Source organism: Sinobaca sp. TMA16-18, from assembly GCF_059510535.1.
The window spans coordinates 30,241-55,865 of the sequence record NZ_JCAKFM010000005.1; the positions used below are offsets into that span (position 1 = coordinate 30,241).

Here is a 25,625-nt window from a genome sequence, read left to right on the forward strand (position 1 = left end):
AAATGAGGACGAGTAGATGAGAACATTAAAAATAGCGAGTATCCCCGGTGATGGAATTGGAAAAGAAGTCGTACCGGCAGCAGAGGAAGTTGTACAGGCTGCAGTGCAGGCGTTCGGAGGAGTGGAGATTGAATTTACGCAGTTTCCATGGAGCTGCGAATATTACTTAGAGCACGGAAAGATGATGCCCGACGACGGGCTGGAGACATTAAAAGAATTTGATGCCGTATTTCTAGGAGCGGTTGGAAACCCGGAGCTGGTAGCCGATCACATTTCCCTGTGGGGGCTGCTGATCAACATCCGCCGCAATTTTGAGCAGGTGCTCAACATGAGGCCGGCTAAAACATTCAAAGGCCTGCAGTCGAAGCTGGCCAATCCCAACGATTTCGATATTGTGGTCGTCCGCGAAAACAGTGAAGGCGAATACAGCGAAATCGGAGGCCGTATATATCAAGGGGAAGACCAGATAGCCATCCAAAGCGCCGTGTTTTCGAGAAAAGCAACCGAACGGGCTGTTCGCCATGCGTTTAAACTGGCGGCAGAGCGCGGCAAAAAAGTAACGAGCGCAACAAAATCCAACGGCATCATTCATTCCATGCCTTTCTGGGACGAAATCTTTGAAGAAGTAGCGTTGGAATATCCCGACTTTCAGACAGACTCCCAGCATATTGATGCGCTGGCCGCGTTTTTTGTGACAGCGCCCGAGCGGTTCGATGTAATTGTCGCAAGCAATCTATTCGGCGACATTTTAACCGATATTGGTGCAGCCATTATGGGAAGCGTCGGTATTGCACCTGCAGCGAACATTAATATGAACGGCAAATATCCTTCCATGTTTGAACCGGTACACGGCTCCGCCCCTGACATTGTCGGCAGGGAGCTTGCAAACCCGATCGGCCAGATCTGGACAGCCAAGATGATGCTTGATCATCTCGGAGAAGAAAAAATAGCTGATCGTTTACTTGAAGTAATTGAAGGCGTTATTGCAGACGGTATTATGACCCGTGATATTGGAGGAACCTCCACTACTACAGAGGTGAAAGATGAAATCATCCGCCGCCTGCAGGCGTAGTCAAATAAAAGCCCGGCTGGGGAGCCGGGCTTTTATTCTGTCTCATATAGGTTATACGATAAGTGCTTTCGTCTGCAGCTGGTCTTTTAAATAGTTGAGATCGTGCTCAAGATGATCGATCATGGCTTTCGCTGCGGCTTCTTTGTTTCCGGCTTTGATTTCCCGGTACACCGCTGTATGCTCGGCTTCTATTGTTAAAGCTCTATCGGTACCGGTGAAATTGTAGGTCCGGAACAAATACATTAAAGAGCGAAGTTCATCAATATGTTTTTTGAGGCGGTTGTTTCTGCTGAAGAGAATGATATGATTATGAAAGGATTCATTCAGTTTAATGATTTCCCGGGCCGGCGCTTCCCGATGAATGGCCTGTTTCGTTTCTTCAAGCACCCGGCCGATCTGTGCGGTTTCGTCTGCGTCTGCTGCGTCTATCATTAAGCGCACGGCAAAGGATTCCAGTGCCTGCCTGCATTGATAAATTTCTTCTACATCCTGAAACGTAGGCTGATACACCATTACTTTGGCTTTTTCATCGGAAACGATAAGTCCTTCCCGTTCAAGCACCCGGATGGCTTCGCGTATCGGGCTGCGGCTTACCCCGAAATCCTTTGCCAGCTGCGTTTCGTTAATACGCTCGCCGGGGGTAAGCGTGCCTTCTACGATCATGGCCTTCAGGGAATGGTAAAACTGCTCGTAATACGGAATAGGCTTTTGAATGCCCGGTTGTTTCACGTGAAACCAGCTCCTTTCATTGCGGTATCTCTCCGGCTGTTCTTTCCCCAAGTATAGCATGTTTACAACCGGTGCCGGAGGAAAAGCAATAGGAAAGAGCGGACACGAAGAAGCAGAAATCAAGACGAAAACCTGCTTTACTACATCAGACTACACTAACGATTATGTCATTGTACATAGCCAAGGAGGAACCCCAGTGATCATTGCGATCATCATTTTATTATTTGTATCATTTTTCTTTTCCGGAAGTGAAACAGCGCTGACGGCAACGAACAAAATGAAGCTGCAGACGAAAGCGGAAAACGGAGATAAAAAAGCAGGAAAACTGCTTGATCTGGTGTCACGTCCGAGTGAATTTATTACAACAATCCTAATAGGAAACAACATAGCCAATATTCTGCTGCCGACGCTCGTCACGGCCCTTGCGATTCAATACGGGGTAAGTATTGGAATTGCGTCAGCCATTCTGACTGTTATTATTATTATTTTTTCTGAAGTCATACCGAAGTCGATTGCAGCAACATTTGCAGACCGTATTTCACCGGTCATTTATCCAGTAATCCGCTTTTTTGTTATTATATTTAAACCGATTACGATTGTGCTTAATAAACTGACAGGGGCTATAACGCAGATCCTGTCGAAAGGCCAGGTACAAGAAGCATCGGTCTCAAAAGAAGAGTTCCGGACGATGGTCGATATTGCCGGATCCGAAGGGACGTTTAACGAAGCCGAGTCCCACCGTATTAAAGGAATGCTCGATTTTCATAACCTGAATGTAAAAGACGTGCTGAAAACGCCCCGGGTTGAGATGGAAGCCCTGCCTCTTAGAGCTTCTTTCGAAGAAGTACGGGACATAGTGATTGCAAAACCATACACAAGATACCCGGTATTCGATGACGATATTGATGATATTGTTTCCGTGTTTCATTCCAAATATTTAATTTCCTGGGCGATGGAAGCAGAAAGGCCGCTGGAAGCCTTCAGTTCGCCCGATCCGCTGATTGTATACGAATTTCATAAAATCGATTGGGTGTTCCGCCGTATGACGAAAGAAAAGAAACATATGGCGATTGTACTGGATGAATACGGCGGCACCGAAGGCATTTTGACACATGAGGATATTATTGAAGCGATGATCGGTCTGGAAATAGAAGATGAAATGGATCTGGAAGAGGAAGCAAGTATTAAAAAGGTGTCGGATTCCGAGGTGATCTGCGATGGAAAGGTGACACTGCGCCGTCTGAATTCAGTGTTTGATACAAAGATACCGGAAGAAGAGGATGTGCTCGCAGGTTACCTGTTGAAAGAGCATAACGGTTTCCCGGAAGAAGGCGCAACGCTCGAACGCGATCAGCTGACGTTTGAAATACTCGAAACCAGAGGAAGAACGATCAGCAAAGTGCGTATCGAAAAATAGCATCTGTACCTAATGCCGTCCGAGGGGGCGGCGTTTTTTATGAAGCTACCATATAGAAGCCTAATAAACAGACTCGAAAAGAAAAAAACGACAAACTATGAGAAAATACAGAAGGCGCCGTTTGGGCGGCTTCTTTTTCGTCTATACTATGAAAGAAAGGACGTGTTTGAATGAATAGACTGCAATATGAAAAATCACCTTACTTACTTCAACATAAAGATAACCCCGTCGACTGGTTTCCGTGGGGAGAGGAAGCGTTTGAAAAAGCCAGAAAGGAAAACAAGCCGGTGCTCGTTTCGATCGGGTATTCCACCTGCCACTGGTGTCATGTGATGGAGGAGGAGAGCTTCGCGGATGAAGATACAGCGGCACTTTTAAATGAACGAATGATCGCCATCAAAGTGGACCGCGAAGAGCGTCCTGATATTGATGCGCTGTATATGAAAGCCTGCCAGGCGATGACAGGTCACGGCGGGTGGCCGCTTAACGTGTTTCTGACACCGGATCAGAAGCCATTTTACGCAGGAACGTATTTTCCAAAAAAGAGTATGCAGGGCATGCCAGGTATCATAGATGTCGTAACACAGCTCTCGGATAAGTATAACGAAGACCCGGCTAAAATCGCACAGGTGAGCGATCAGATGGAAATAGTGCTGCAGCCGGGTTATGCCTCCAGCCAGATAGATATTGGACGAGAGACGTTGGCTCAGGGCTATCAGCAGCTGTTTCACAGCTTTGACAAACTGCACGGCGGGTTCGGCTCTGCGCCGAAATTCCCAACGCCTCACACTATTTTGTTTCTGCTCCGCTATTATCAGGATACGAACGAAGCAGAAGCGCTTAATATGGCCGTGCAGACGCTCGATCACATGGCGTCCGGAGGCATCTATGATCACATCGGATTCGGATTTTCCCGTTATTCCGTAGATGAGAAGTGGCTCGTGCCCCATTTTGAGAAAATGCTGTACGATAACGCGCTTCTGCTGATGGCATATACTGAAGCCTATCAGGTAACAAAAGAGCGCCGTTTCCGGGAAACCGCCCGGGATATTCAAGCCTACCTGCTCCGCGACATGCAGGACGGCGCAGGCGGCTTCTATTCCGGAGAAGATGCGGATTCGGAAGGCGTGGAAGGGAAATTCTACGTCTGGACGCCTGAAGAATTAAAGCAGATTCTTGGCAAAGAGCTGGCCGAACAGTACGGCGCGGTGTATCATATTACCGAACAGGGCAATTTCGAAGGCAGCAGCATTCCGCATACGATCGGCTCTTCTATATCAGAAGCAGCGCTTTCCTTCCGCATTGACGAAGAAACATTCCGCGGGAAGCTGGAAGACGCCCGGAAGAAATTGTTTGACGCCAGAAAAAAACGGACGGCTCCTTTAAAAGACGATAAAGTTCTTACTTCCTGGAATGGCCTTACGATTGCCGCCCTGGCTAAAGCAGGCCGGGTATTTAAAAAGGCAGACAGCTTAATTGCTGCCAAGCAGGCTTATTCTTTTATTGAGAAAGAACTATATGATGGAGAGCGCCTGATGGTACGCTTTCGTGACGGCGAAGTGAAGCATAAAGGCTTTCTGGAGGATTATGCCAATATGCTGTGGGCCTCCATTGAAATGTACGAGAGCACGTTTGAGCTGCACTACCTGGAACAGGCCAAAGTCCTCGGACACGAAATGATCCGCTTGTTCTGGGATGAGGCGGAAGGCGGCTTTTTCTTTTACGGAAGCGATGCCGAGTCCCTTCTCGTGCGTCCAAAAGAAACAAGCGACGGTGCCATGCCGTCCGGAAACAGTGTGGCTGCCTATCAGCTTCTTCGATTAGGAAGGCTGACAGGAGATCCTGTATTTGAAAACACCGCGAAAGGCTGCGTGCAGGCGTTTTCCGGAAACCTGGCCCAGTATCCGCAGAGCCACATGTACTTTCTGCAGGCGCTCGGTGCGCTTGTAGCGTCTTCCAAAGAGGTCGTTGTTCTTTCCAGCATGGAGGATGAAGAAACGAAATATATCGTAGACTCCCTGCAGGAGGATTTTCATCCGAACGTTACATTTCTCGTCGCGGAAGAGGCCGAGCAGTTGAAGCCGGCAGTCCGTTTTGTGCAGGGCTACAAAAAGCTGGAAAACAGTACGACTATTTATGTATGTGAAAACTATTCCTGCCATACCCCGGTGACTTCTGCCGCGGAGGCAGTAGATTTGATAAAAGGCATCAGCGACTAAGTTCCGGCTGAAAGAAGGTACGGCATGAAAACGACGATTACGCTCCGCCACCATATATTATTTCTAGCTAGTATTTTTTGTTTTTGGTTTGCTACGTATATTTATATTCCGACATTCAGCCTGTACCTGGAATACCAGGCGTTTCCTTTGGATATGATCGGCATTATTCTCGGAAGCTACGGCGTGACCCAGGTGCTGCTGCGGTTTCCGCTCGGCATTCTCTCCGACCGGCTTCAGCATATGCGCAAAGTCTTGTATGTAGCAGGGTTTGCTTTTGCGATTGTAAGCGGGCTTATGTTGATTTACTTCGATTCCTTTTTCCCTATTTTACTGGCCCGGCTGTTTGCCGGCGTAACGGCTGCGATGTGGGTGATGGCAACGATTATGTACGCCCAGTATTTCCGTCCCGATCAATCCTCACGGGCGATGGGAACCGTGCAGTTTTTAACGGTAACGCCCCAGTTTATCAGCATGGCAAGTGCGGGTTTTCTTGTGTACCAGTTTGGCTGGGCGCTGCCGTTCTGGATTGCAGTCGTTTTTTCTGTTCTCGGTCTGGTGCTTGCCTTAGGAGTGAAAGTCGTACCGGTGGAAACGGGAAATGCTCCAAAAATGAAGCTGTCAGAATACGTAACCGGAACACTGAAAGTGAAATACCTGTTTCCGGTAACGACGGTATCCATGCTGTGCCATGGAGTTATGTTTATTACTATTTTTGGATTTACCCCGTTGTATGCCAGTTCTCTCGGCGTGACAGAAAGCGAACTGATCTGGCTCATGACCGGTTTTTTTGTACCGCATGCGGCCGCCTCGCTCGGCGTCGCCTTTGCTTCTATTCCAGCAGAGCGCGAGCGGTTTTATTTTATTAGTGGGCTGGTTTTAACCGTGGTGATGCTAGCCTTGGTTCCGCTGACGAATTCGCTGCTGACTTTAAGTCTCGTACACGGCGTGATTGGGCTGGCACTTGGTGTCGTCCTGCCGCTTCTGCTTGCCAATATTGCCCGGCTGCCGGCCAATCAGCTGAAAAATTCCGTGATGGGATTTTATCAGTCGTTTTATGCGCTCGGTATTTTTCTCGGGCCCCTTATTGGAGGAGCCGTAGCTGAAAATATCGGCCTGAACGCTGTGTTTGTGATGGGAAGCCTGTTTGCTGCGGCAGCCCTCGGCGTCGTCTGGATCTATTTTAAAGACAGAAAACCAACAGTAAATAACATGAAAAAACCGGCCTCCTTTTAAAGGAAGCCGGTTTTTTGAAAGGTGTCGAACGCTAGAAAATCAGCTTGGCACCGAAAGCCATTAAAGCAAGGCCGGTCGATTTCTGAAATATCTGCTGGAAGCGCGGACTTTTCAGCCAGCGCTGGACGTGATCAAGAACAAACACGAGCACAAGAAACCAGGTGACGGCGATAACGGTTAAAATACCGCCCAGAATCATCAACTGCTGGGGCACGTTGCCGCTCATATTTACAAACGGCGGCATAAAGGTAATATACACAACGACCGTTTTAGGGTTAAGGATGTTGCTCAGTACGCCCTGCAGGTAAGACTCCCTGGAGTGGCCTCTTCTGCCGGCAGCGGCTGTTTCATCGGCGCTTTTCTGAACCTCTGTGAAAGAAAAAGAGCTTTTCGTCGTAAAAGAGCGGAGGCCTAAATAAAACAAGTACGCAGCACCCATATATTTAATCGTTTCGAACAGGACAGGGGATTGGGAGATAACTACTGATAATCCCAATACCGCAATAATTGTCCAGAAGGTTAGGCCGGTAGCCATCCCCAGTATAGTAAAACGTCCGGCTTTAGCACCGTGCGAGAGTGTATTTTTCATAATAAGTACCGTGTCTGCTCCGGGAAGCATAGACATCATGGCAGCCATAAAAACGTATGCCGCTAAATTTTCCATTGTGCGTCTCTCCTAACAATATACGTATGCAATATATTACATATTAGAATATACCATATTTAGGAAGAAAAAGCACGTTGTGGCGCGGTTATTTTTTTTGCTTTATACTTTAATTAAACGAAAAAGACGTGAAAGGTGATATAGACTGTGCCGATTCCATCCGATTTACCTAAACCGGAACGAAAATCCGCAAAAGACCGGGCGTATTTGCAAATTCAACAATGGATTATTGACGGAACGCTTCAGCCTGAAGAAAAAATTAACGACTCCGAGCTTGCAGAGGCGCTTGGGGTGAGCAGAACGCCTATTAGAGAGGCACTGCAGCTGTTAAACGAAGACGGATTCGTAGAAATGAAGCCTGGCGTTGTGACGCAGATTACACAGGTGAAGCCGGAAGATGCTGTCTTAATTTTTCCGCCGCTCGCCGCGCTGCAGGCGCTGGCTGCGGAAATAGCAGCAAAAGCTATGAGCGGGGAAACGATAGAAGAACTGCGGGACATTAACGAGCAGTTTACAACAGCCATTCAGGCCGGCGACCACCGGGCTGCGCTGAAATGGGATGAAAAATTTCATGACATTATTGTCGACAGCATTCATAACCCGTATATTTCCAAAACGACACTGTCCCTGCAATCGCATGTCCGACGGCTGTTTTATCACGATTCCATTAACCTGACGGAAGAGTCGATTGAAGAGCATGAGCAGATTATTCATGCGATGGAAGAGCGTGACGCTAAAACAGCGGCTGAAGTGACCCGAACTAATTTTTTCCGTCCGATTGACCATGATTATCCGCTTCGTTGAGAAGGAAGCGCCAGACATGTATAGCCTTCGGTATGAAGCATATTAATTAGTTCAGGCAGAACGGAGACCGTCTGCTGTAGTTCATGCAGCAGAACAATCGATCCCGGCTGTACAGAGTCCATGACGTTCGAGAGAATAGCGTCCGGGCTCTTTTTTTCTTTCCAGTCAAATGATACCGTGTCCCACATCACAAGTTCGAGCCCCAGCTCCCGTACGACACGGACTGTTTCTTTATTATAGCGGCCGTAGGGCGGCCGGAAATAGTCGATTTGAGCCGGGCTGATGCTTTTGATCGCCTGAAGGCTGCTCTGGATTTCATGTTTCTGTTTTTCATAAGAAAGCGACGTAAGGTTGGGATGGCGATGGGTATGCGAACCGAGCGTATGGCCTTCCTCTGTCACTCTCAGCGCAGGCCGCCGGGGATGAATAAGCCGTCCCTGCCAGAAAAAAGTTCCCTTTGCCTGTTTGTTTTTTAATATATCGAGAATCTGGTGGGTGCAGCGGCTTGGTCCATCATCAAAGGTTAAAAAAACCGCCTTTTCTGCAGAGGGAACAAGAGACGCCGCATTCGTCAATGCATGATCGGTATGGAAGCTGGACCCAGCTCCTTTTTTTGCAATTCAAGGGGACTGCCGCATCCTGATTCCTCCTCTTTTTTCATCTTTTATTAGTATAGTGGAAAGGATGGGATGCGCCTACTGTTCTGCTTACTGGAAATACTGCTTGCTTTTTTTGAAAACGCTTACTATAATTTAATGGTAATCCGAAACGTTTCGGTATCCTGTTAAGGGAGTTTTACATAGTAGAAAGATATAAATTAAAAATATGCATTTTCACTCAAAAATTATTTAATGTTGTAAATGATCGGTTTTCTAATAATTTCACCCGATTTGCTGCTGGATCCGTATTTATTGCGCTTTCAATTGCAAAAAAATGTCTATTTTTGCAGAAATGGCTCATGACCGGTCTCACAGCCGAAGCAACAAAAGGTTAATTTATTACGAAAATATATTATAATGACTGTAGGGGGCCTTTATGAAAATTGTAGTATGGAACGAAAACAGACACGAGAAAGAGAACGAAGTGGTTTCTTCGATTTATCCGGAAGGAATCCACGGGGCCATTCAAGGTTTCCTGAAAGAAGAGGGGCTTGATGTAAGTACGGCTACATTGGACGAACCAGAGCACGGATTAACAGAAGAGGTTCTAAACAATACGGACGTTCTTATCTGGTGGGGCCATCAGGCTCATGATGAAGTGACCGAAGAGGTCGCAGAACGGGTGAAAGAGCGGGTACTGGAAGGAATGGGGCTGGTAGTGCTGCATTCCGCCCATTTCTCGAAAATATTCAAGAAGCTGATGGGTACTTCCTTTGACTTGAAGTGGAGGGAAGCGGATGAAAAGGAACGACTCTGGGTCGTCAATCCGACGCATCCTATCACAGAAGGTCTAGGAGAATTCATTGAGCTGGAGAAAGAAGAAATGTATGGGGAACACTTTGACATTCCTGTACCAGAGGAATTGATATTTGTCAGCTGGTTCGAAGGTGGAGAAGTATTTAGAAGTGGTGCCACTTTTCAGCGCGGGCGGGGAAAAATATTTTATTTCCGTCCGGGACATGAGACGTATCCGACGTATTACCATACAGACATTCAGCGCGTGATACGCAATGGCGTATACTGGGCAGCCGGACTGGCTACACCAAAGCCGGTTTACGGCAACGCTCAGCCGCTTGAGCCTATCGCCGGTAAAGAGCAGGGGACAACTAAAGCCACTGCCGGGCGCTGATGGCCACACTAGAGGGGGTAAGTACTAATGGACAAGCTAAAGATTGGCATCATTGGAGCAGGGGGAATCGCTCAGTCAAGGCATATTCCCACTTTTCAACAGCTGGAACACAAGGTATCAATAGAAGGCGTATACGATATTAATCAGGATCGGGCTCAGGAAGTAGCGGCGTCTTTTTCTATCGCCCGGGTATACCACAACATTGAACGAATGCTTGGAGACGTGGATGCGGTCGTTATCTGTACGCCGAATAAGTTTCATGCAGATATCGCTGTGCAGGCTCTAAACCGGGGCATTCACGTGCTCTGCGAAAAGCCGATGGCGATTACAACGGAAGAATGCGAGCGTATGATAGAAGCTGCAGAAAAAAAAGGCTCGGTTCTTGCAATTGCCTTCCACTATCGTTTTGGACCGGAAGCCCAGATTGCCAAGCAGATGATGGAAAACCACGAAATCGGGGACCCGCTCGTCTGTCGTTTTCAGGCACTGCGCCGCCGGAAAGTTCCGGGCTGGGGTGTATTTACAAACAAAGAGCTGCAAGGCGGAGGAAGCCTGATTGACTATGGCTGCCACCTGCTGGATCTGTCCCTGTGGCTGCTTGGAGACCCAAAGCCGCTGGAAGTAATGGCCAAAACGTACGACCGGTTAAGCAAAGCACCGAATCTCACGAACGAGTGGGGCCAGTTTGACCAGAATACGTTTAACGTGGAAGACCATGTAACCGGGTATATCACATTCGAAAATGACATTACGCTGCAGCTGGAATGTTCCTGGGCGGCTAATATAAAAGAAGATACGGAACAACTCAGTATTTCCGGAGTTGAGGGCGGTTTACAGCTCTTTCCGTTTGAGCTGTATCAATCCAAATATGGAACGCTGTTAAACAGCACGGCCCAGATTAATAAAATCGATAATATAGAGCCATACTATCAGGCGAATAATTTCGTGGATTCCTGTACAGGTGAAGCGGAACTTATCGTGAAACCGGAGCAGGCCATGAAAGTTACAAAAATCGTCGAGGCGCTATATGAAAGCAGTGAAACAGGAAAAAGCGTACGGTTCGAAGAAAATCCAACCAGCTTTGAAGAGTCTTATTAAAAAAACCAGGCCCTCCGGGGGTCTGGTTTTTTACAGTAGGAGCCTCTTAAAACTACAAGCCTTCATTTTCGAAACGGCGGATCTCATCTTTATGACCTAAAACAATCAGCATATCTCCCTGCTCAATTCTATCGTTGGGCCGCGGGGACACATTAACGTCCTCATTTCGTTTGATCGCAAGAATCGTCACACCATAGGAGGCCCGGACATTGGATTCAATCAGCGTTTTGCGGTGCAGTTTTTTCGTAGCATACACTTCGACAATCGTGTAATCGTTGCTTAAGTCGATAAAATCAATAACCTTTTCCGAAGTCATATTATGGGCTACACGGATTCCCATATCAAATTCCGGGTGGACCACACGGTCAGCGCCGATCTTATCGAGCACTTTCTGGTGGTATTTATTCTGGGCTTTTGCCCAGACGATTGGAACGTTCATGTCTTTTAACACAAGCGTTGTAAGCACACTTGCCTGAATATGGTCGCCGATCGCGACAACAACGTGATCGAAGTTGCCAAGGCCGAGAGATTTTAATGCTTTTTCGTCAGTGGAGTCAATGCAGGCTGTCTGGGTAGCATATGCGACATATTCATCTACTTTTTCTTCATCCTGATCGATAGCAAGAACTTCATAGCCTAAATGATACAGTTCCCGGCAGATACTCCCTCCAAATCGGCCGAGGCCTATAACAGCAAATTGTTTTTTGTTTTTTGGCATGGATAAACGCTCCTTTATGTGTCAAATTCGCCTTACAGTAAATAAATGCCCTGGGGGAGCAGTAATCCTAAAATAATAGTAAATAATACAAATCCTATCATAAACCGGACGAATAGAGGGTGTCCGGTGTTCTTAAATAACTGGACAAAGTAAATTTCAATCAATCCGATACTTAACAATCCACAGGCCAGCTTCAGCAGGCCGCCTAAATATACAGGACGAAGGCCAAGCACAAGCCCGCCGGTTAAAAGCAGCGGCAGGTATGAAAATCGAAGCACGTAGTGAAGCAGAATAGCGGTCCGGTTCATGTTGGTGCGGTGAAATATATAAACAGCGCCTGCAAGCAGAATAACTGCCGCCACGGCTATAAGATGTATCGTGAGTATAGTGTCTGCCATAAGAGCCTCTCCTAATGTAATGTAGACGTTTTCTCCATCATATCACGCGTGCAGGTTTTACAGGAGCAGAGATTTTGCTGAAATAAAACCCGCGGTATGAACCATTTCGAATATGTGCTATCTTTAAGAAGCAAAGACAATTTTATACAACAAGCACTAGGGGTGCTGCAAAGCTGAGAGGGATGACATTCATCCTAACCCTGGAACCTGATCTGGATAACACCAGCGGAGGAAAGTGCGGAATGTTCACCTGAAAAAGCAGCCGCTCGTGCTGTTTTTAATGATAGAACGACTTTTCCGCCGCTCCCTCTGCTGGAGCGGCTTTTTTGTATGCATGGAGCAGGTTCCGGGGGAGCACGGTACACAAAAAAGGGGGCGGGAAATGAATAAAGAGCAGGAACCGGCACTGGAATTTCGAGACGTTACCTATGCCTATACTACTACCGAAGCGCCGATCTTCAAGCAGGTTCAAGGGACAGTGAAAAAAGGCGAATTTGTCAGCCTGCTTGGACCGAGCGGATCGGGAAAGTCGACGTTCTTCCGGCTTGCCGCCGGGCTGAGCGACCCGGACAAGGGGTCGGTGCTTCTGCACGGCTCGGCCACAAGGCTTGGCAGGGTCGGCTACATGCCTCAGCAGGATCTGCTGCTGCCCTGGCGGACCATTTTGGAAAATGGCATGCTGCCATTGGAAATAAACGGCCTTTCCAAAAGGGAGGCCGAACAGCGCGTATCATCCCATCTGGAAGCATTCGGCCTCAGGGGCCTGGAACGCAAGTATCCTCACGAACTGTCCGGTGGGATGAGGCAGAGGGTGTCTTTTCTCCGCGCCGTAGTGGGAGGAAACGACATCTTAATGCTGGATGAACCATTTAGCGCACTTGATTCGATTACCCGCTTTATGATGCAGGAATGGCTGTTGGAAAAGTGGCAGGCTTCGAGGCAGACACTTATTTTTATTACCCACGACATAGAAGAAGCATTATTTTTATCCGACCGCATTTTATTATTTACCGAGCCGCCGATAGAAGGACGCCTTACCGAAATTGCGGTACCGCTGCCAAGACCCAGAGACGAGCGTGCCCGGGATCACCCGGAACTCTTGAAGCTGAAGCGGGAATTGATTGAACGAATGCGCAGGGAGGAGAAGTTACGATGAATGGCTGGAAAGGAGCAGGCATTTCCTATGCTGGAGCCGCTCTTCTCGCATCTGCTTTTTTTATCATCTGGGAGGCAGGAGCCCGCTGGTATGACACGCCTTATATACTGCCGGCACCGTCTGCGGTGCTGCAGAGGCTGTGGGAACTTGCGGATATATTGTTTCTTGTACACCTGCCGGCCACGCTTCTCGTTATAGTTACCGGACTTGGCATTTCCATCGTTTGTGGAGTCGGTATTGCGGTGTTGATGAGCCGGAGCCGGATGGTGGAAAAGAGTGTTTTTCCTCTGTTAATCACCTCGCAGACCATTCCAATTATTGCACTAGCCCCAATATTTGTACTGTGGTTTGGCTATTCCATGTGGAGTAAAGTCGCCGTAACGGTGTTGATCACCTTTTTCCCAATTACGGTCGGGGCGTTTGACGGTCTTCGGACAGCGAGCCGGGATATGCAGGACCTGCTTCGGACCATGGGGTCCGGGAGCTGGCAGATTTTCAGAAAGGTCCAGGTGCCGATGGCTCTGCCCTCGTTCTATTCCGGCTTAAAAGTGGCAGTCACGCTGAGCGTCATCGGTGCGGCAATTGGAGAGTGGCTGGGCGCAGATGCAGGGCTTGGATATTTCAGCCGCAGGATGATGACACAGATGGACGCAGCCGGCGTATTTGCACCAATCGTTTTGTTGTCGTTAGCAGGGATTGGCCTGTTTTTGGCAGTAAAAGCAGTAGAATATGCGACTACAAAAAAGGGAGGAAGAAGATAATGAAAAGGTGGATTAAACAGGTGGGGCTGCTTGCTGCAGGAGCATTTGTGCTGGCAGGATGCGGGAGTGAAAATGAACAGCAGGCAGAGAATGAAGAGCTGCAGGAAGTCGACATTATGCTGGATTGGTATCCTAATGCCGTACACAGCTACTTGTACACCGCGCAGGAAAACGGATACTTCGAGGAAGCAGGCCTGGACGTAAATATTATGTTCCCCACCAATCCAACGGATCCTTTGAACCTGGCGGCTGCAGGAGAAGTGGACTTTGGCATTACCTATCAGCCGGATGTTATTACAGCGCGGACTGAAGGAATCCCTGTAGTAAGCGTGGCGGCGATTGTGAGGTCTCCTCTTAATCACGTTGTGTACAAAGCAGACTCCGACATAGAACGACCAAGAGATTTAGAAGGCCGGACAGTTGGATACCCCGGGATACCGGTCAATGAACCAATTGTAGAAACGATGGTGGAAAATGATGGCGGTCAGTTTGAAGAAGTTGATCTGGTGGATATTGGTTTTGAGCTGCAGTCCTCTTTAGTAAGCGACCGGGCCGATGCGGTAAGCGGCGCATACATTAACCATGAAGTACCGGTGCTGGAACACGCCGGCACTTCCGTAGAATACTTTGATCCGGTGGATTACGGTGTGCCGCCTTTTTACGAGCTCGTTCTCGTTACAAACGAAGAAAAACTGGCGGAAGAGGAAGAAAAAATTAACGCGTTCTGGACCGCGGCGGAAAAAGGATACACATATATGAAAGACCATCCGGAAGAAAGCCTGGACAGTCTGTTTGAGAATGAAGATCAGGAAAATTTTCCGCTTGAACGGGAAGTGGAAGAAGAAAGTCTGGATGTTTTAATGGAGAAAATGGAAACGGAAGAAGAAGCCTTTGGCAGCCAGGACCGGGAATCCTGGGAGGAAACGATCAGCTGGCTTGTAGAAATGGATTACATTTCCGAGACACCGGACACAGAGGACATATTTGTAAATATAGCAGAATAAACAAACCGCTTCGGGCTCTCTTGGAGTCCGAAGCGGTTTTGGTTTATCTTCTGAAGCTGGTACCCGTTCTACATGATAAGGTAGTCCAGGTTCACATCTATCGTTTCCTCTAGTTGGTCGATACCATGCTTGTCCTTAACGGAACCGTTGTAAATAAGCTGAATGGAATCAGCGTTATCAGGAAGTTCCACTTTATAATAGGTGGAGTTCATTGTTTTCTGGCCGGGTTTTAATACTTCTTCATCTGTAGAAGATTCTCCACGTTTTTCTTCCATAGAAACCGCCTCATCGAGGTGATTGCCATCTTCATCAAGAACACGTATCTCTACGAACTGGTCATCATGATAACAGGTGATTTCCTCGCTGTTCGGGTTTTCGATGTAGGGGTGAATATAAACAATAGATTCTTCGGGATTTGTGTATTTAACGCCAACTTCTACACGTTCGGTCAACTGCTGGTACTGATGGCTGAAGGTAGGAGTAACAAAATAATATGTTGCCCATCCCAATGTAAGAACAATAACAAATGGAATGCCCCACTTCATCCATGTAAAACGATTTTTCACCATAATCCCCCTTTAATCGATACCCGTCTGCTGCTGTTTAAAATGTCAGGTTTGTTGTCATTTATTAGTATAAGCCGAACGGACACCGAATGAGAAGGGGATTTGCAAAGCGTTATATAGTCTTAAAGACCCTGTCATCATATTGAAATGTAAGACATATAATAGGTCCTATTCCGTATAAAAAAGGAAATAGTGATAAAAGAAACGCTTTTGCTGTTATTTTTGATTATGCTCAAGTGTGCTGACAAATTCGAAAAACCCGGGCGTCCGGCCCGGTTCAAAGCGGTGGACACATTCCATGCACTTTAATCGGAGGTCCTGGCGCAGGTCTTCCCGGTTCTGCGGTTTGGTCTGCGACAATGATTTCTGAATAAAAGGCTCAAATTTCTGCAGGAAGTCATACATGGCCTCCCGGTCCTGCTGTTTGGCTTTTTCTGCTAATACATACAGAGATGCTGTCATAGTATCTCGCTCCTTTAATGGGTGGTCGCTGTAATATAAGCGTAAAGTTTGGCAAGTCCCTGATGCCTGGAGCGGTAAATAGCCTGAGGCGTCACATTAGTAAGATAGGAAAGATCAATATCCCTCATCTGCTCTGCGTAGCTCTTTTGTAATATCCACTGTTGATGCGGGGTTAATGCCTGGTAGGCGGCATACAGCTTTCGGTTTTCGAGCTCTTCGGCAAGAACATGCGGAGACAGAGGAGGCTCCCATACCGGCTCTTCCCACGTATCACTGTCTACAATCAGCGGCTGCAGGGTTTCTATTTTCCGCTGTTTCTTATCGAATTGCACCGCATGCCAGTGAAGAGACTTTAAAATATACGCTGTTAATTTCTTTTCCTCCCGATACTGCCTGAACGCCTCATCCAGTGCTTTCTGATACGTTTCATCTGTATAACAGACCGCCTCTGCAAACAGGTTGGAGTGAAGAGAGTCGGCCAGAAACTGGCGGAGGGCAGGAGAAGAGAGCGCTTGTTTATGCGTGTGAATATAGTAATCAAGCCGAGGGCATTTTCCCAGAAGATGTGATAAATAATAAGCCACGATGTTCCCTCCTTTCTGTTCTTCCATATCAAAATTAGGGTGAGGCATATGCTTCTATATGAACAAAAGGTAAATACAGCAAAAAAAACAAACCATTTTACGAACATTTGTTCTTATTTTATAGGCAGGATAAAAGAATTGCAAAGTGTATTCGATATTTTGTTAGAATAGACCCTGACGGAAAAAATAGAAAAGAGGGACTGTAAATGAAAATGGCTGCTGGAATTCTTCTGCTGCTCATTATTGCAGTAGTGTATGTATATTTTGTCCGGACGCGTGCCAAAATCAGGGAGAACACCTTATATATTAAGCATTCTCTGCAGACACTGACGCTTCCGATTGACCAGATGAAACAGATTGAAGTATCACAGGGGCCGTCTGCTCTGGAGCACGACGAAGCGAATCGTGTCGGCTCGCCCTATGCGGAAAAAAAGAGGTTGATTGTCATTATGCAAGATAACACGATGCACGTGATTGCCTTAAAAAAAGCCGTACAGACCGCAGAAATACTGCGGAGAAAAAGCCAGCTCTCCTAATCAAAGGAAAGCTGGCTTTTCTTATGGACTGTCCGGCAGAAGCGCGGTTTTTGATTTTTTGGTTTCGGCGACGAGCAGAACAGAAGATAGCACGAGCAGCACGCCGAGCGTCTGCCACCCATCGAGCCGGTCGCCAAACACAGCGACCCCAATAATAATAGCGACTACGGGTTCGACCGTAGATAGGATCGAAGCCCGGCTTGATTCAATATGGGTGAGGCCGAGCGTGTAAAGAATATAAGCGAGCACCGTCGGCACAATGGCAAGACCAAAGGCAAACAGCAGTACCTGCGGCTGGAACAGCAGGCTGCTTTTGGCAAACAGGCCCCCGGCTGGAATCATCAGCAGGCTGGCACAGATAAACGAATAAGCCGTAATCGTGATGGAATGATACGTCCGGCTTACATATTTTCCGAAAATGCTATAAAGAGCATAGAAAAAGCCGGAAGCAATGCCGGCTGCAATGGCAAGGGTGGTTACAGACGTCTGAAAACCCGGGAGCAGCCCGACAGCAAAGGCGCATCCGGTAATCGTAAAGCCCAGCGCCAGCAGTTTTCTCGGGGTAAGCCACTCTTTAAACAACAGTCTCGATAAAATCGTCACAAAGAGAGGGCCGGTATAGAGAAGCACGACGGCAAGAGATAAAGAAGCCTCCTGGATGACTAAAAAGTAGCAGTAATTAAAAAACACAATACTTACTATTCCGGTCCCCATGAAAAAGGGAAAGTCTTTCCCTTTTATTTTCAAGTACCCCGGAAATTTAATGGCCAGTATAAATACAATAAATACGGCGGAAAAAACAGCCCGGATGGCTACGGTTTCCCAGGGAGTAAAGCCCGCCTGATACAAATATTCAACGAATAGGCCAATAGTCCCCCAAAGAGAAGCGCCTAAAAGAGTAAGAAGATAAGCTTTGCTGCGAGTCATAGAGGCACCACCTGTATTATCGGTATTATTTTAGTGGGAAAGCGTAATCGGCAGAATACCGTGATCGGTCATAATGCCATCTACCTGCAGATTTACAAGCCGCTGCAGAGCTTTTTCATCATTTACGGTAAACACGCGCACCGTAATACCCTGTTCCATCAGTTCGACTATTTCTTTATCGGAAATGGTCTGGCGTTTTACATGAAGCGAAAAGACGTCGGCCTGCTGCAGATAGCGGAGAGGTTTATAGAGACCGGAAGAAACGAGCAGTGCCTTCTCCGGCTCTTCCCATTCTTCATGCAGCGAAACAACCGAAGGATGATGAAAGCTTGAAATGATGACCCGGGAAGCGGGCAGCGCGGGTTCAACAATCGTCTTTACTGCCCGTATAAGATCCGGCATCGTTTTTAAAGGGCCCTTTAGTTCAATATTAACAATCAAGTTGTTCCCGGCAAGCCAGTCTATAACTTCTTCTAAAAGAGGGATGGCCTCATACGTGCTGCTGAACCAGGAGCCGGCATCTAGATTTTTTAAATCCTCCCACGTTTTGCTGCGGATGGAACCGCGGCCGTTGGTTGTACGATTCACGCTTAAATCATGCATAACGATAACCCGGTTGTCCCGGGTAAGCTGGACATCGAGCTCAATACCGTCCGCGCCTCTTTCTTCTGCCAGGCGGAAAGCGGCCATTGTATTTTCAGGTTTTATGATTGAAACACCGCGGTGGGCAAACCATTTTGTCATAGTATCCTCCAATTGCAATTGTCTGGTTTAATTTTCATTAAATAGTGCTATTTCTCTTTATTTCTTTATAGGAATAACAGAAACTGCTTGAAACAGCTTCTGCTTTCTAGTAGCTTTACACCTAAAGGGCATGGGAAAAGCGGCCTGCGGACACGTGAATGATCGTTTGAAAAGGGGTAATAGTGTTTATATGAAAACAAAATGGAGTTTCTACGATTGGCCTCTTATAGGTGTCTCTTTTATATTAGCAGTATTTGGATTAATAATGGTGTACAGTGCCAGTTTTCCACTTGGTATTGATCTATTTGATAATCCTCTTCATTTCTTTGGCAGACAGTTAATCTGGTTTGTTCTGGGTACCATGGTATTTATTTTTGTTATGCATTTTCCTTATACATACTACCAAAAATTAACGCCCTTTATTATAGGAATCTGCATACTGATGCTGCTGGCGGTAATCGCTGTAGGCATAGAAGTCAACGGGTCACAACGCTGGCTGGCACTTGGGCCTGTTCAGATTCAACCGTCTGAATTTGTGAAACTGGCGGTTATTATTTATTTAGCGCATGTATATTCCAGAAAACAGCATTATATCACAAGCTTTATCCGCGGCGTACTTCCGCCTCTTGTAGTGGTCGTTTTTATTTTTGCATTGATTATGCTGCAGCCGGACCTTGGAACCGCGATGATGATTCTATTAATTGGCGGAACAATCGTATTCTTATCAGGGGCACGCTGGCAGCACCTCGGTGTGCTGGGCGGCCTTGCAGCCGGAGTTGTTACACTTCTTGCCGTACAGGAGCCTTACCGGATGCAGAGACTGGTCGCTTTTCGTGATCCATTTGAATGGGAAGCAGAAGGAAGCGGGCATCAGCTGATTCAATCCTATATTGCGATGGCTAATGGAGGTGTCACCGGAACGGGTTTGGGACAGGGTGTGCAGAAAATGCATTATCTACCAGAGCCTCATACAGACTTTATTTTTGCCGTCATTGCAGAAGAACTTGGGTTTCTTGGTTTACTGTTTGTGGTTCTCTGCTTTGCCGTTATTGCCTGGAGAGGGTTTTTAATCGGAAGAAAGAGCACAACAACTTTTGGAAAGCTGCTTTCGTTTGGCATTGTGTTTTTCCTGTTGATGCAGGCATTATTTAATCTCGCAGCAGCCACCGGTCTGATGCCGATTACAGGAATCACACTTCCGATGGTGAGTTACGGTGGATCATCCCTGCTTGTTTCCATGCTGTGCCTTGGAATATTGGCGAACGTAGCCAGAATGAACAAAAAAGCAGCTTATCAAACAGAAGCTTCGGCTTAAATAAACAGAAACGGAATTATTTCTCTAGGAAATAATTCCGTTTTTTGTTACACTAAAATAAATACAGGGTATATGTATAAAAAGGGGGCTTTGGTATGGAAAAAGAAATGAGCGTTAAAGGAACCGTCCAGCCAAATAAACAACAGCTTCTCAACCGACTGAAGCGTATTGAAGGCCAGGTGAGGGGCGTACATCAGATGGTGGAAAACGACCGCTACTGCGTAGATATTCTCAACCAGATTGCAGCTATTCAATCCGCAGCCAATAAAGTGTCGCTTGCTTTGCTCGAAGATCATACGAACCACTGCGTGTCGAGCGCGGTTAAGCAGGGCGATGGCGAAGAATCCATTCAGGAACTGATGAGTGTAATGGGGAAAATGCTGAAATAAAGCTTTCAATATACCTATATAGGGTATATAATGAAAACATCAGTATAACAACAAGGGAGGAATTTATATGGCTTTGGAAACATTAAACGTAAAAGGAATGTCCTGTGAACACTGTGTGAAAGCGGTGAAATCAGGAGTAGGAGAGCTTTCCGGTGTGTCATCTGTGGACGTGGATCTAAAAAAAGGAACGGTTTCTGTTGACTACGATGAAACGAAAACGGAGCACAAGGACATCGTAGAAGCTATTGATGATCAAGGATATGACGTCGTTTCATAAGCAGGGGATTCCTGCTTATATTTTTCAATTTTATATACCCATACAGGGTATAAAGGGGGCTTTGAAATGGCCAGCGAAAAAAAAGTTACATTTGATATATCCGGTATGACCTGCGCGGCCTGTGCCTCGCGAATTGAAAAAGGAGTAGGGAAACTTTCCGGGGTGCAGGAAGCCCAGGTGAACCTTGCGATGGAGCGCTCCACGATTACCTATGATGCTGACAGCGTGTCTGAAAAAGAAATGGCAGATAAAATAGAGTCACTCGGTTATCACGTGGAGCAGGAGAAAACAGAATTTGATGTACTGGGCATGACCTGTGCCGCCTGCTCGGCCAGAGTGGAAAAGAAGCTGAACAAGCTGCCCGGCGTGTCGCGTGCTGCAGTGAACCTTGCGATGGAGACAGCCTCGGTGGAGTACTACCCGGAAGCTATCCAGCCCGAAGAGATGGAAGCAGCTGTCGATAAAATAGGATACGAATTAAAGCAGAAAACCGATAGTGACAGTGAAACGGCCTCCAAGCGGGAGCACGACATTTCCGTACAGACAGGCAGATTTTATTTTTCATTAATTCTGGCACTGCCGCTGTTTTGGACGATGGTCACCCATTTTGAATTTACTTCCTTTATCTGGGTGCCCGCTATGTTTATGGATCCATGGGTACAATTGGCTTTGGCTACTCCTATTCAGTTTATTGTCGGTGCTCCTTTTTACAAAGGGGCCTACAAGGCGCTGCGAAACAAAAGCGCCAACATGGATGTATTGGTAGCCATGGGAACCTCCGCGGCTTACTTTTATAGTATTTATTTAGGGCTGGAATGGACAGCCGGCGGATCGATGGGTATGCCGGAGCTTTATTTTGAAGCAGCGGCCGTGATTATCACGTTGATTGTCCTCGGAAAGCTTTTCGAAGCACGAGCTAAAGGCCGGACCTCTCAAGCGATTCAATCCCTGCTCAGCCTTCAGGCGAAGACGGCGCTCGTGGAACGGGATGGCGAAGAAATAACCATTCCTGTCGAAGATGTCGTGCAGGGCGATATTGTGCTGGTCCGTCCCGGGGATAAAATTCCAGTCGATGGAGAAATCCTTTCAGGCAGTTCTTCCATCGATGAATCGATGCTCACCGGTGAAAGCATGCCTATCGATAAAAAAGCCGGTGACGCGGTCACCGGGGCTACAATGAACAGCAATGGCTCGCTGCGCGTGAAAGCGTCCCGGGTTGGGAAAGATACGGCACTTGCCCGGATTATTAAAGTCGTCGAGGAAGCACAGAATTCAAAAGCAGATATCCAACGGCTGGCTGACCGGATTTCAGGCATTTTCGTCCCAACGGTGATTGGAATAGCGTTTCTTACCTTTGCTGTCTGGATGATCTGGATAGCACCCGGGGAGTTCGGTACCGCACTGATTCCCGTTATTTCTATCCTGGTTATCGCCTGTCCCTGTGCACTTGGTCTTGCTACACCTACTTCCATCATGGCAGGCTCCGGCCGTGCTGCAGAAATGGGAGTGCTGTTTAAAGGCGGGGAATACCTGGAGAGTACGCAAAGCATCGATACAGTAATTCTGGATAAAACCGGTACCATTACAGAAGGCCGCCCGGCGGTGACCGATATCCTGGCAGTTAATCCGGAAAAAGAAATGGAACTGCTCTCTATAGCTGCCTCTGCCGAAAAAGATTCGGAGCATCCTCTCGCTAAAGCAATTATGGAAAAAGCGGAAAAAGAAGGAGCCCGCTTATTTTCGGCTGCTGCTTTTGAGAGTATACCCGGCAAAGGTATACGGGCAGAAGTGGAAGGCGGGGAGATTCTTGCAGGAACCAAAAAACTGATGGAAGAAAACAGCGTAGACTTCGAACCGGTCCGTGAAGTGGTTGAAGCTTTGGAAGCCGAAGGGAAAACGGTCATGCTTATCGCATCTTCCGGATTCTATATAGGTGCGCTTGCTGTAGCAGATACGGTAAGAGAAACGTCCGCTGAAGCTGTCCACCTGTTGAAAGAAGCGGGTCTCGAAGTGGTAATGATGACAGGAGACAACGAAAAAACGGCCCGGGCTATCGCGTCTGCGGTAGGTATTGAAAGAGTCCTGGCTGAAGTACTTCCGGAAGAAAAAGCATTTCATGTCCGGGAACTGCAAAAAGAAGGAAAAAAGACAGCGATGGTAGGCGACGGCATCAATGATGCTCCGGCTCTGGCTGCAGCCGATATTGGCATGGCTATTGGGACAGGAACGGATATTGCTATTGAAGCCGCTGATGTTACGCTGATGCGCGGGGATCTTCTCAGCGTTGTCGATGCGGTAACAATGAGCCGGAAAACGATGCGCAACATTAAGCAGAATTTATTCTTCGCATTTCTCTACAATTCGCTTGGTATTCCAATCGCAGCCGCAGGCCTTCTGGCACCGTGGATTGCCGGTGCGGCAATGGCCTTCAGCTCGGTGTCTGTTGTAACCAACTCGCTCCGGCTTCAGAAAATTAAGCATAGGAGGGCAGGCTGATGGATAAAACGATCACGACCTGGGTTATTTCCGGTGTCCTTTATCTCGCCGCCGTTATTGTGTTGTATGTCATCCTGGGAGATACTTCTTCTATGGAGCATGCATCGGCAGGCATTTTAATGTAACTCCTGAAATATAAAACTGTATACACAAAGACAGGGAAAGATCGTAGTGATCTTTCCCTGTCTTTATTATTTTCAGCTTAATTCGAATTTACCAACCAGCCCATTTAATTCTTCTGCAAGAAGATGCAGCGTTTGGGCAATGGCATTAATTTCTTCACTGGAGGCAAGCTGCTGTTCGGAAGCTGCAGCGATCTGCTGCGTGCTGCTTGTCGTGTTCTGGGAAATCGACGCAATGCTTGTAAACGAGGCAGCGACCTGCTCGGAGCCGGCGGCCATTTCCTCAGACACCGCTGCCATGTTTTCAATCTGCCCTGCCACCATACTGGTGCGCTGTACAATTTCCTGGAAGGTCATTTTGGATTCTTCAGCAATGGAGAGCCCTTCTTCTACTTCTGTTGTGACCGTACTCATCGATTGAGAGGATTCGGTAATATCGAGCTGAATTTCTTTAATGATTTTAGCGATCTGCTTGGAGGAATCTTGTGAGCCTTCGGCCAGTTTACGGACTTCATCGGCTACTACGGCAAAACCTCGTCCCTGCTCCCCGGCACGTGCCGCTTCAATAGCCGCATTCAGTGCGAGAAGGTTTGTCTGCTCAGCGATTCCGGTAATCACCTGTAGAATTTCTTCGATTTCCATGGAGCGTTTATTCAGGGATTCGGTAATTGCTGTAGATTGAAAAACGGACTGCTGGATGGATTTCATTTTTGCCAGGGTTTCCTGCACACGCTGATCGCCTTTTTCTGCGATTTCAAGCGTCTGACCGGCGTTATCTGAAATAGAAGAGGAACTGTCTGCCATCTGCTGCACACCCTCTGTCATTTCCTCCATCGATTGGAGACTTTCCATAACGCCTTCCGACTGCTTTTCTGACCCGGCAGCCACTTCCTGAATAGAGGCTGTAATTTCTTTTGTAGTGTCAGTAGATTGACCCGAACTCGTTAACAGTTCCTGGGAAGACGTTTTGACAAGCTCGGATCCGACAGAGAGCTGGGAAATTAATTCTTTAAGGCTGGCAGTCATTGCATTGCTGTTAACAGCGAGACGTCCGATTTCATCTTTACGGTTGACGGTCAGGTCGTCTCCGGTTAAATCGCCATCGGCTACAAGCTGCACCTGCTCGGCTACTCGATTTAACGGAGCGCTGATGCTTTTGGCTATAAAAATGGCAGCCGCGACAATAAGGACAGCGGAAATAAGGATGGCTGAGATGCTGATCCATTGAACAGCATCATTTGCTGCGAGCACTTCATTCATGGAAGTTACCGTGAACAGGGAAAGGCCGGCAGCTGCAATTGGTGCATAGGCAACCAGGTCTTCATTGCTGCCGCTTCCTATCGTAGTATGACCGCTTTCCGTCTTTCCGGTTTCAAGCAGGCTGTTCCACTCCCCGCTCCAACCAGCCTCTTCTACAGTCGTACCTATCAGTTCTTCCTGTGGATGAACTTGAATGACATTCTGCTCGTCTATGAGAATCGGTTCAGCGGAAGCCGAAGCAAAACCGCTGTTTTCATCGGTTAAAAATTGGGTAACAACGGTTTCAAAATTAACGGATGCAGACAAAACACCTACGTTGTCTCCAGCATCATTGACAACAGGAGCGGCTACGACAACAATCCGGTTGCCTGTAGAGTTGGAAGTGAGCACCTCGGAAGTGGTTTCTTCCCCGTTCATTCCGTTCTGATAATAATCACGATCGGAAAGGTCCAGAGTGTCGATATTTTCAGGCAGCGTGTGGGCACGAACGATGCCCTCATCATCCGTAAATACAACGGTTTCATAATTACCATTCTGGGACTGAATTTCATTTACCAGCTGGAGCTGCGTATCAGGATCATTTCCCCGTATGTCTTCCGTACCGGCAGCAAGGCGGATTTCATCGAGGTGTTTATCGATCCAGCTGTCCATCGCCTCTGCCGTATATTCCGTAGAATCCTGTACAGATTCCTCTTCTTTGGCGATAATTTCATCACTGCTCTTGTAAAACAGCAGAAACGATACAATAGTAACCGGCAGAAGGCCGATGAGAAGAAAATAAGTAATCAGCTTTCCCCGTATAGTGGATAAGGTGAACCATTGTTTAGCACGCTTCATTTTTCAGCTTCCCTTCTCAGAAATATATGAAATGTAGTTCTATTATCCT

At 47.3% G+C, this 25,625-nt stretch carries 27 protein-coding genes, 1 pseudogene and 1 riboswitch; of the genes and pseudogenes, 17 read left to right on the forward strand and 11 right to left on the reverse strand.

Going from position 1 to position 25,625, the window contains the following annotated elements; all coding sequences use genetic code 11:
• The first annotated feature begins 16 nt into the window (after positions 1 to 16).
• Entirely contained in the window at positions 17 to 1,072 is a 1,056-nt protein-coding gene (locus AC5W14_RS10420) for a tartrate dehydrogenase (RefSeq protein ID WP_496194346.1), read from the forward strand.
• 51 nt (positions 1,073 to 1,123) lie between these two features.
• Here AC5W14_RS10420 and AC5W14_RS10425 read toward each other — a convergent pair whose 3' ends face one another.
• A complete protein-coding gene (locus tag AC5W14_RS10425; RefSeq protein WP_496057981.1) occupies positions 1,124 to 1,801 on the reverse strand; it encodes a GntR family transcriptional regulator in 678 nt (225 codons plus the stop codon).
• Positions 1,802 to 1,997: 196 nt separating this feature from the next.
• Between AC5W14_RS10425 and AC5W14_RS10430 the strand changes: the two genes are divergently transcribed.
• From AC5W14_RS10430 to AC5W14_RS10440, 3 genes are all read left to right on the forward strand, one after another.
• On the forward strand, positions 1,998 to 3,218 hold the full coding sequence (locus AC5W14_RS10430; protein WP_496194347.1) for a hemolysin family protein: 1,221 nt from the start codon (positions 1,998 to 2,000) through the stop codon (positions 3,216 to 3,218).
• A 170-nt stretch (positions 3,219 to 3,388) separates the two neighbouring features.
• Positions 3,389 to 5,437, forward strand: a complete 2,049-nt coding sequence (locus AC5W14_RS10435) for a thioredoxin domain-containing protein (RefSeq protein WP_496194348.1) — start codon at positions 3,389 to 3,391, stop codon at positions 5,435 to 5,437.
• A gap of 24 nt (positions 5,438 to 5,461) precedes the next feature.
• Complete coding sequence (locus tag AC5W14_RS10440; RefSeq protein WP_496057978.1) at positions 5,462 to 6,670, forward strand: MFS transporter; 1,209 nt, start codon at positions 5,462 to 5,464, stop codon at positions 6,668 to 6,670.
• Between the two features lie 31 nt (positions 6,671 to 6,701).
• Here AC5W14_RS10440 and AC5W14_RS10445 read toward each other — a convergent pair whose 3' ends face one another.
• Positions 6,702 to 7,334, reverse strand: coding sequence for a LysE family transporter (locus tag AC5W14_RS10445; RefSeq protein WP_496057977.1), 633 nt, complete (start codon positions 7,332 to 7,334; stop codon positions 6,702 to 6,704).
• 147 nt (positions 7,335 to 7,481) lie between these two features.
• On the opposite strand from AC5W14_RS10445, the gene AC5W14_RS10450 reads away from it, so the two are divergent.
• Positions 7,482 to 8,138 (forward strand): GntR family transcriptional regulator, encoded by a 657-nt coding sequence (locus AC5W14_RS10450; protein WP_496057976.1) that lies wholly within the window; start codon positions 7,482 to 7,484, stop codon positions 8,136 to 8,138.
• On the opposite strand, the gene AC5W14_RS10455 is transcribed toward AC5W14_RS10450, so the two are convergent.
• Positions 8,123 to 8,713, reverse strand: coding sequence for a polysaccharide deacetylase family protein (locus AC5W14_RS10455; RefSeq protein ID WP_496057975.1), 591 nt, complete (start codon positions 8,711 to 8,713; stop codon positions 8,123 to 8,125). The two genes, AC5W14_RS10450 and AC5W14_RS10455, sit on opposite strands and share 16 nt — an antisense overlap.
• 269 nt (positions 8,714 to 8,982) lie before the next feature.
• Here AC5W14_RS10455 and AC5W14_RS10460 point away from each other — a divergent pair.
• From AC5W14_RS10460 to AC5W14_RS10470, 3 genes and pseudogenes are all read left to right on the forward strand, one after another.
• A pseudogene (locus AC5W14_RS10460) lies at positions 8,983 to 9,132 on the forward strand (sugar ABC transporter permease); the annotation flags it as partial.
• A gap of 41 nt (positions 9,133 to 9,173) precedes the next feature.
• Positions 9,174 to 9,926 carry a ThuA domain-containing protein gene (locus AC5W14_RS10465; protein ID WP_496194349.1) on the forward strand — a complete coding sequence of 251 codons (753 nt, stop codon included), beginning with the start codon at positions 9,174 to 9,176 and terminating at the stop codon, positions 9,924 to 9,926.
• Positions 9,927 to 9,953: 27 nt separating this feature from the next.
• Complete coding sequence (locus tag AC5W14_RS10470; protein WP_496194350.1) at positions 9,954 to 11,024, forward strand: Gfo/Idh/MocA family protein; 1,071 nt, start codon at positions 9,954 to 9,956, stop codon at positions 11,022 to 11,024.
• Between the two features lie 52 nt (positions 11,025 to 11,076).
• On the opposite strand, the gene AC5W14_RS10475 is transcribed toward AC5W14_RS10470, so the two are convergent.
• Both AC5W14_RS10475 and AC5W14_RS10480 read right to left on the reverse strand, forming a co-directional pair.
• The gene (locus AC5W14_RS10475) at positions 11,077 to 11,742 is read right to left on the reverse strand and encodes a potassium channel family protein (protein ID WP_496194351.1); all 666 of its coding nucleotides are present in this window, start codon (positions 11,740 to 11,742) and stop codon (positions 11,077 to 11,079) included.
• A gap of 32 nt (positions 11,743 to 11,774) precedes the next feature.
• Entirely contained in the window at positions 11,775 to 12,140 is a 366-nt protein-coding gene (locus AC5W14_RS10480) for a DUF1516 family protein (protein WP_496194352.1), read from the reverse strand.
• 148 nt (positions 12,141 to 12,288) lie between these two features.
• Positions 12,289 to 12,391: riboswitch (TPP riboswitch) on the forward strand.
• 131 nt (positions 12,392 to 12,522) lie between these two features.
• Here AC5W14_RS10480 and AC5W14_RS10485 point away from each other — a divergent pair.
• The 3 genes from AC5W14_RS10485 to AC5W14_RS10495 are packed head-to-tail and all read left to right on the forward strand — an operon-like array spanning position 12,523 to position 15,061.
• Positions 12,523 to 13,296, forward strand: a complete 774-nt coding sequence (locus AC5W14_RS10485; RefSeq protein ID WP_496194353.1) for an ABC transporter ATP-binding protein — start codon at positions 12,523 to 12,525, stop codon at positions 13,294 to 13,296.
• Positions 13,293 to 14,057 (forward strand): ABC transporter permease, encoded by a 765-nt coding sequence (locus AC5W14_RS10490; protein ID WP_496194354.1) that lies wholly within the window; start codon positions 13,293 to 13,295, stop codon positions 14,055 to 14,057. Before AC5W14_RS10485 ends, AC5W14_RS10490 begins: the two co-directional genes overlap by 4 nt.
• Positions 14,057 to 15,061: an ABC transporter substrate-binding protein gene (locus tag AC5W14_RS10495; protein ID WP_496194355.1), complete on the forward strand. Its 1,005-nt coding sequence runs from the start codon at positions 14,057 to 14,059 to the stop codon at positions 15,059 to 15,061. The genes AC5W14_RS10490 and AC5W14_RS10495 overlap by 1 nt, the downstream gene beginning before the upstream one ends.
• A 68-nt stretch (positions 15,062 to 15,129) precedes the next feature.
• On the opposite strand, the gene AC5W14_RS10500 is transcribed toward AC5W14_RS10495, so the two are convergent.
• The 3 genes from AC5W14_RS10500 to AC5W14_RS10510 form a co-directional block, all read right to left on the reverse strand.
• Complete coding sequence (locus AC5W14_RS10500) at positions 15,130 to 15,630, reverse strand: hypothetical protein (RefSeq protein WP_496194356.1); 501 nt, start codon at positions 15,628 to 15,630, stop codon at positions 15,130 to 15,132.
• 213 nt (positions 15,631 to 15,843) lie between these two features.
• Positions 15,844 to 16,089: a helix-turn-helix domain-containing protein gene (locus AC5W14_RS10505; protein ID WP_496057966.1), complete on the reverse strand. Its 246-nt coding sequence runs from the start codon at positions 16,087 to 16,089 to the stop codon at positions 15,844 to 15,846.
• A 14-nt stretch (positions 16,090 to 16,103) separates the two neighbouring features.
• Complete coding sequence (locus tag AC5W14_RS10510) at positions 16,104 to 16,673, reverse strand: sigma-70 RNA polymerase sigma factor region 4 domain-containing protein (RefSeq protein WP_496194357.1); 570 nt, start codon at positions 16,671 to 16,673, stop codon at positions 16,104 to 16,106.
• A gap of 206 nt (positions 16,674 to 16,879) precedes the next feature.
• Between AC5W14_RS10510 and AC5W14_RS10515 the strand changes: the two genes are divergently transcribed.
• Positions 16,880 to 17,209, forward strand: a complete 330-nt coding sequence (locus AC5W14_RS10515) for a SunI/YnzG family protein (RefSeq protein WP_496194358.1) — start codon at positions 16,880 to 16,882, stop codon at positions 17,207 to 17,209.
• 21 nt (positions 17,210 to 17,230) lie between these two features.
• On the opposite strand, the gene AC5W14_RS10520 is transcribed toward AC5W14_RS10515, so the two are convergent.
• Together AC5W14_RS10520 and AC5W14_RS10525 are read right to left on the reverse strand one after the other, a co-directional pair.
• A complete protein-coding gene (locus tag AC5W14_RS10520) occupies positions 17,231 to 18,136 on the reverse strand; it encodes an EamA family transporter (protein ID WP_496194359.1) in 906 nt (301 codons plus the stop codon).
• 30 nt (positions 18,137 to 18,166) lie between these two features.
• Positions 18,167 to 18,880 (reverse strand): glycerophosphodiester phosphodiesterase family protein, encoded by a 714-nt coding sequence (locus AC5W14_RS10525; RefSeq protein WP_496057962.1) that lies wholly within the window; start codon positions 18,878 to 18,880, stop codon positions 18,167 to 18,169.
• 190 nt (positions 18,881 to 19,070) lie between these two features.
• On the opposite strand from AC5W14_RS10525, the gene ftsW reads away from it, so the two are divergent.
• The 5 genes from ftsW to AC5W14_RS10550 all read left to right on the forward strand — a co-directional run bounded on the left by ftsW (position 19,071) and on the right by AC5W14_RS10550 (position 23,482).
• The gene (ftsW, locus tag AC5W14_RS10530) at positions 19,071 to 20,195 is read left to right on the forward strand and encodes a putative lipid II flippase FtsW (RefSeq protein WP_496057961.1); all 1,125 of its coding nucleotides are present in this window, start codon (positions 19,071 to 19,073) and stop codon (positions 20,193 to 20,195) included.
• 95 nt (positions 20,196 to 20,290) lie between these two features.
• Entirely contained in the window at positions 20,291 to 20,584 is a 294-nt protein-coding gene (locus AC5W14_RS10535; protein ID WP_496057960.1) for a metal-sensitive transcriptional regulator, read from the forward strand.
• A gap of 67 nt (positions 20,585 to 20,651) precedes the next feature.
• Entirely contained in the window at positions 20,652 to 20,861 is a 210-nt protein-coding gene (gene copZ, locus AC5W14_RS10540) for a copper chaperone CopZ (protein WP_496194360.1), read from the forward strand.
• Between the two features lie 66 nt (positions 20,862 to 20,927).
• A complete protein-coding gene (locus AC5W14_RS10545; protein ID WP_496194361.1) occupies positions 20,928 to 23,357 on the forward strand; it encodes a heavy metal translocating P-type ATPase in 2,430 nt (809 codons plus the stop codon).
• Positions 23,357 to 23,482, forward strand: coding sequence for a hypothetical protein (locus tag AC5W14_RS10550; RefSeq protein ID WP_496057957.1), 126 nt, complete (start codon positions 23,357 to 23,359; stop codon positions 23,480 to 23,482). Before AC5W14_RS10545 ends, AC5W14_RS10550 begins: the two co-directional genes overlap by 1 nt.
• Positions 23,483 to 23,554: 72 nt before the next feature.
• Here the strand turns inward: AC5W14_RS10550 and AC5W14_RS10555 are convergent, their stop codons facing one another.
• Positions 23,555 to 25,576, reverse strand: a complete 2,022-nt coding sequence (locus AC5W14_RS10555) for a methyl-accepting chemotaxis protein (RefSeq protein WP_496194362.1) — start codon at positions 25,574 to 25,576, stop codon at positions 23,555 to 23,557.
• Between the last annotated feature and the right edge of the window lie 49 nt (positions 25,577 to 25,625).

Coding starts and splice junctions, on each gene's coding strand:
- AC5W14_RS10440 (WP_496057978.1), top strand. CDS start 5,462: ATGAAAACGACGATTACGCTCCGCCACCATATATTATTTCTAGCTAGT.
- ftsW (WP_496057961.1), top strand. CDS start 19,071: ATGAAAACAAAATGGAGTTTCTACGATTGGCCTCTTATAGGTGTCTCT.
- AC5W14_RS10465 (WP_496194349.1), top strand. CDS start 9,174: ATGAAAATTGTAGTATGGAACGAAAACAGACACGAGAAAGAGAACGAA.
- AC5W14_RS10470 (WP_496194350.1), top strand. CDS start 9,954: ATGGACAAGCTAAAGATTGGCATCATTGGAGCAGGGGGAATCGCTCAG.
- AC5W14_RS10485 (WP_496194353.1), top strand. CDS start 12,523: ATGAATAAAGAGCAGGAACCGGCACTGGAATTTCGAGACGTTACCTAT.
- AC5W14_RS10520 (WP_496194359.1), bottom strand. CDS start 18,136: ATGACTCGCAGCAAAGCTTATCTTCTTACTCTTTTAGGCGCTTCTCTT.
- AC5W14_RS10495 (WP_496194355.1), top strand. CDS start 14,057: ATGAAAAGGTGGATTAAACAGGTGGGGCTGCTTGCTGCAGGAGCATTT.
- AC5W14_RS10525 (WP_496057962.1), bottom strand. CDS start 18,880: ATGACAAAATGGTTTGCCCACCGCGGTGTTTCAATCATAAAACCTGAA.
- AC5W14_RS10515 (WP_496194358.1), top strand. CDS start 16,880: ATGAAAATGGCTGCTGGAATTCTTCTGCTGCTCATTATTGCAGTAGTG.
- AC5W14_RS10505 (WP_496057966.1), bottom strand. CDS start 16,089: ATGACAGCATCTCTGTATGTATTAGCAGAAAAAGCCAAACAGCAGGAC.
- AC5W14_RS10435 (WP_496194348.1), top strand. CDS start 3,389: ATGAATAGACTGCAATATGAAAAATCACCTTACTTACTTCAACATAAA.
- AC5W14_RS10420 (WP_496194346.1), top strand. CDS start 17: ATGAGAACATTAAAAATAGCGAGTATCCCCGGTGATGGAATTGGAAAA.
- AC5W14_RS10545 (WP_496194361.1), top strand. CDS start 20,928: ATGGCCAGCGAAAAAAAAGTTACATTTGATATATCCGGTATGACCTGC.
- AC5W14_RS10475 (WP_496194351.1), bottom strand. CDS start 11,742: ATGCCAAAAAACAAAAAACAATTTGCTGTTATAGGCCTCGGCCGATTT.
- AC5W14_RS10490 (WP_496194354.1), top strand. CDS start 13,293: ATGAATGGCTGGAAAGGAGCAGGCATTTCCTATGCTGGAGCCGCTCTT.
- AC5W14_RS10535 (WP_496057960.1), top strand. CDS start 20,291: ATGGAAAAAGAAATGAGCGTTAAAGGAACCGTCCAGCCAAATAAACAA.
- AC5W14_RS10555 (WP_496194362.1), bottom strand. CDS start 25,576: ATGAAGCGTGCTAAACAATGGTTCACCTTATCCACTATACGGGGAAAG.
- copZ (WP_496194360.1), top strand. CDS start 20,652: ATGGCTTTGGAAACATTAAACGTAAAAGGAATGTCCTGTGAACACTGT.
- AC5W14_RS10500 (WP_496194356.1), bottom strand. CDS start 15,630: ATGGTGAAAAATCGTTTTACATGGATGAAGTGGGGCATTCCATTTGTT.
- AC5W14_RS10445 (WP_496057977.1), bottom strand. CDS start 7,334: ATGGAAAATTTAGCGGCATACGTTTTTATGGCTGCCATGATGTCTATG.
- AC5W14_RS10480 (WP_496194352.1), bottom strand. CDS start 12,140: ATGGCAGACACTATACTCACGATACATCTTATAGCCGTGGCGGCAGTT.
- AC5W14_RS10550 (WP_496057957.1), top strand. CDS start 23,357: ATGGATAAAACGATCACGACCTGGGTTATTTCCGGTGTCCTTTATCTC.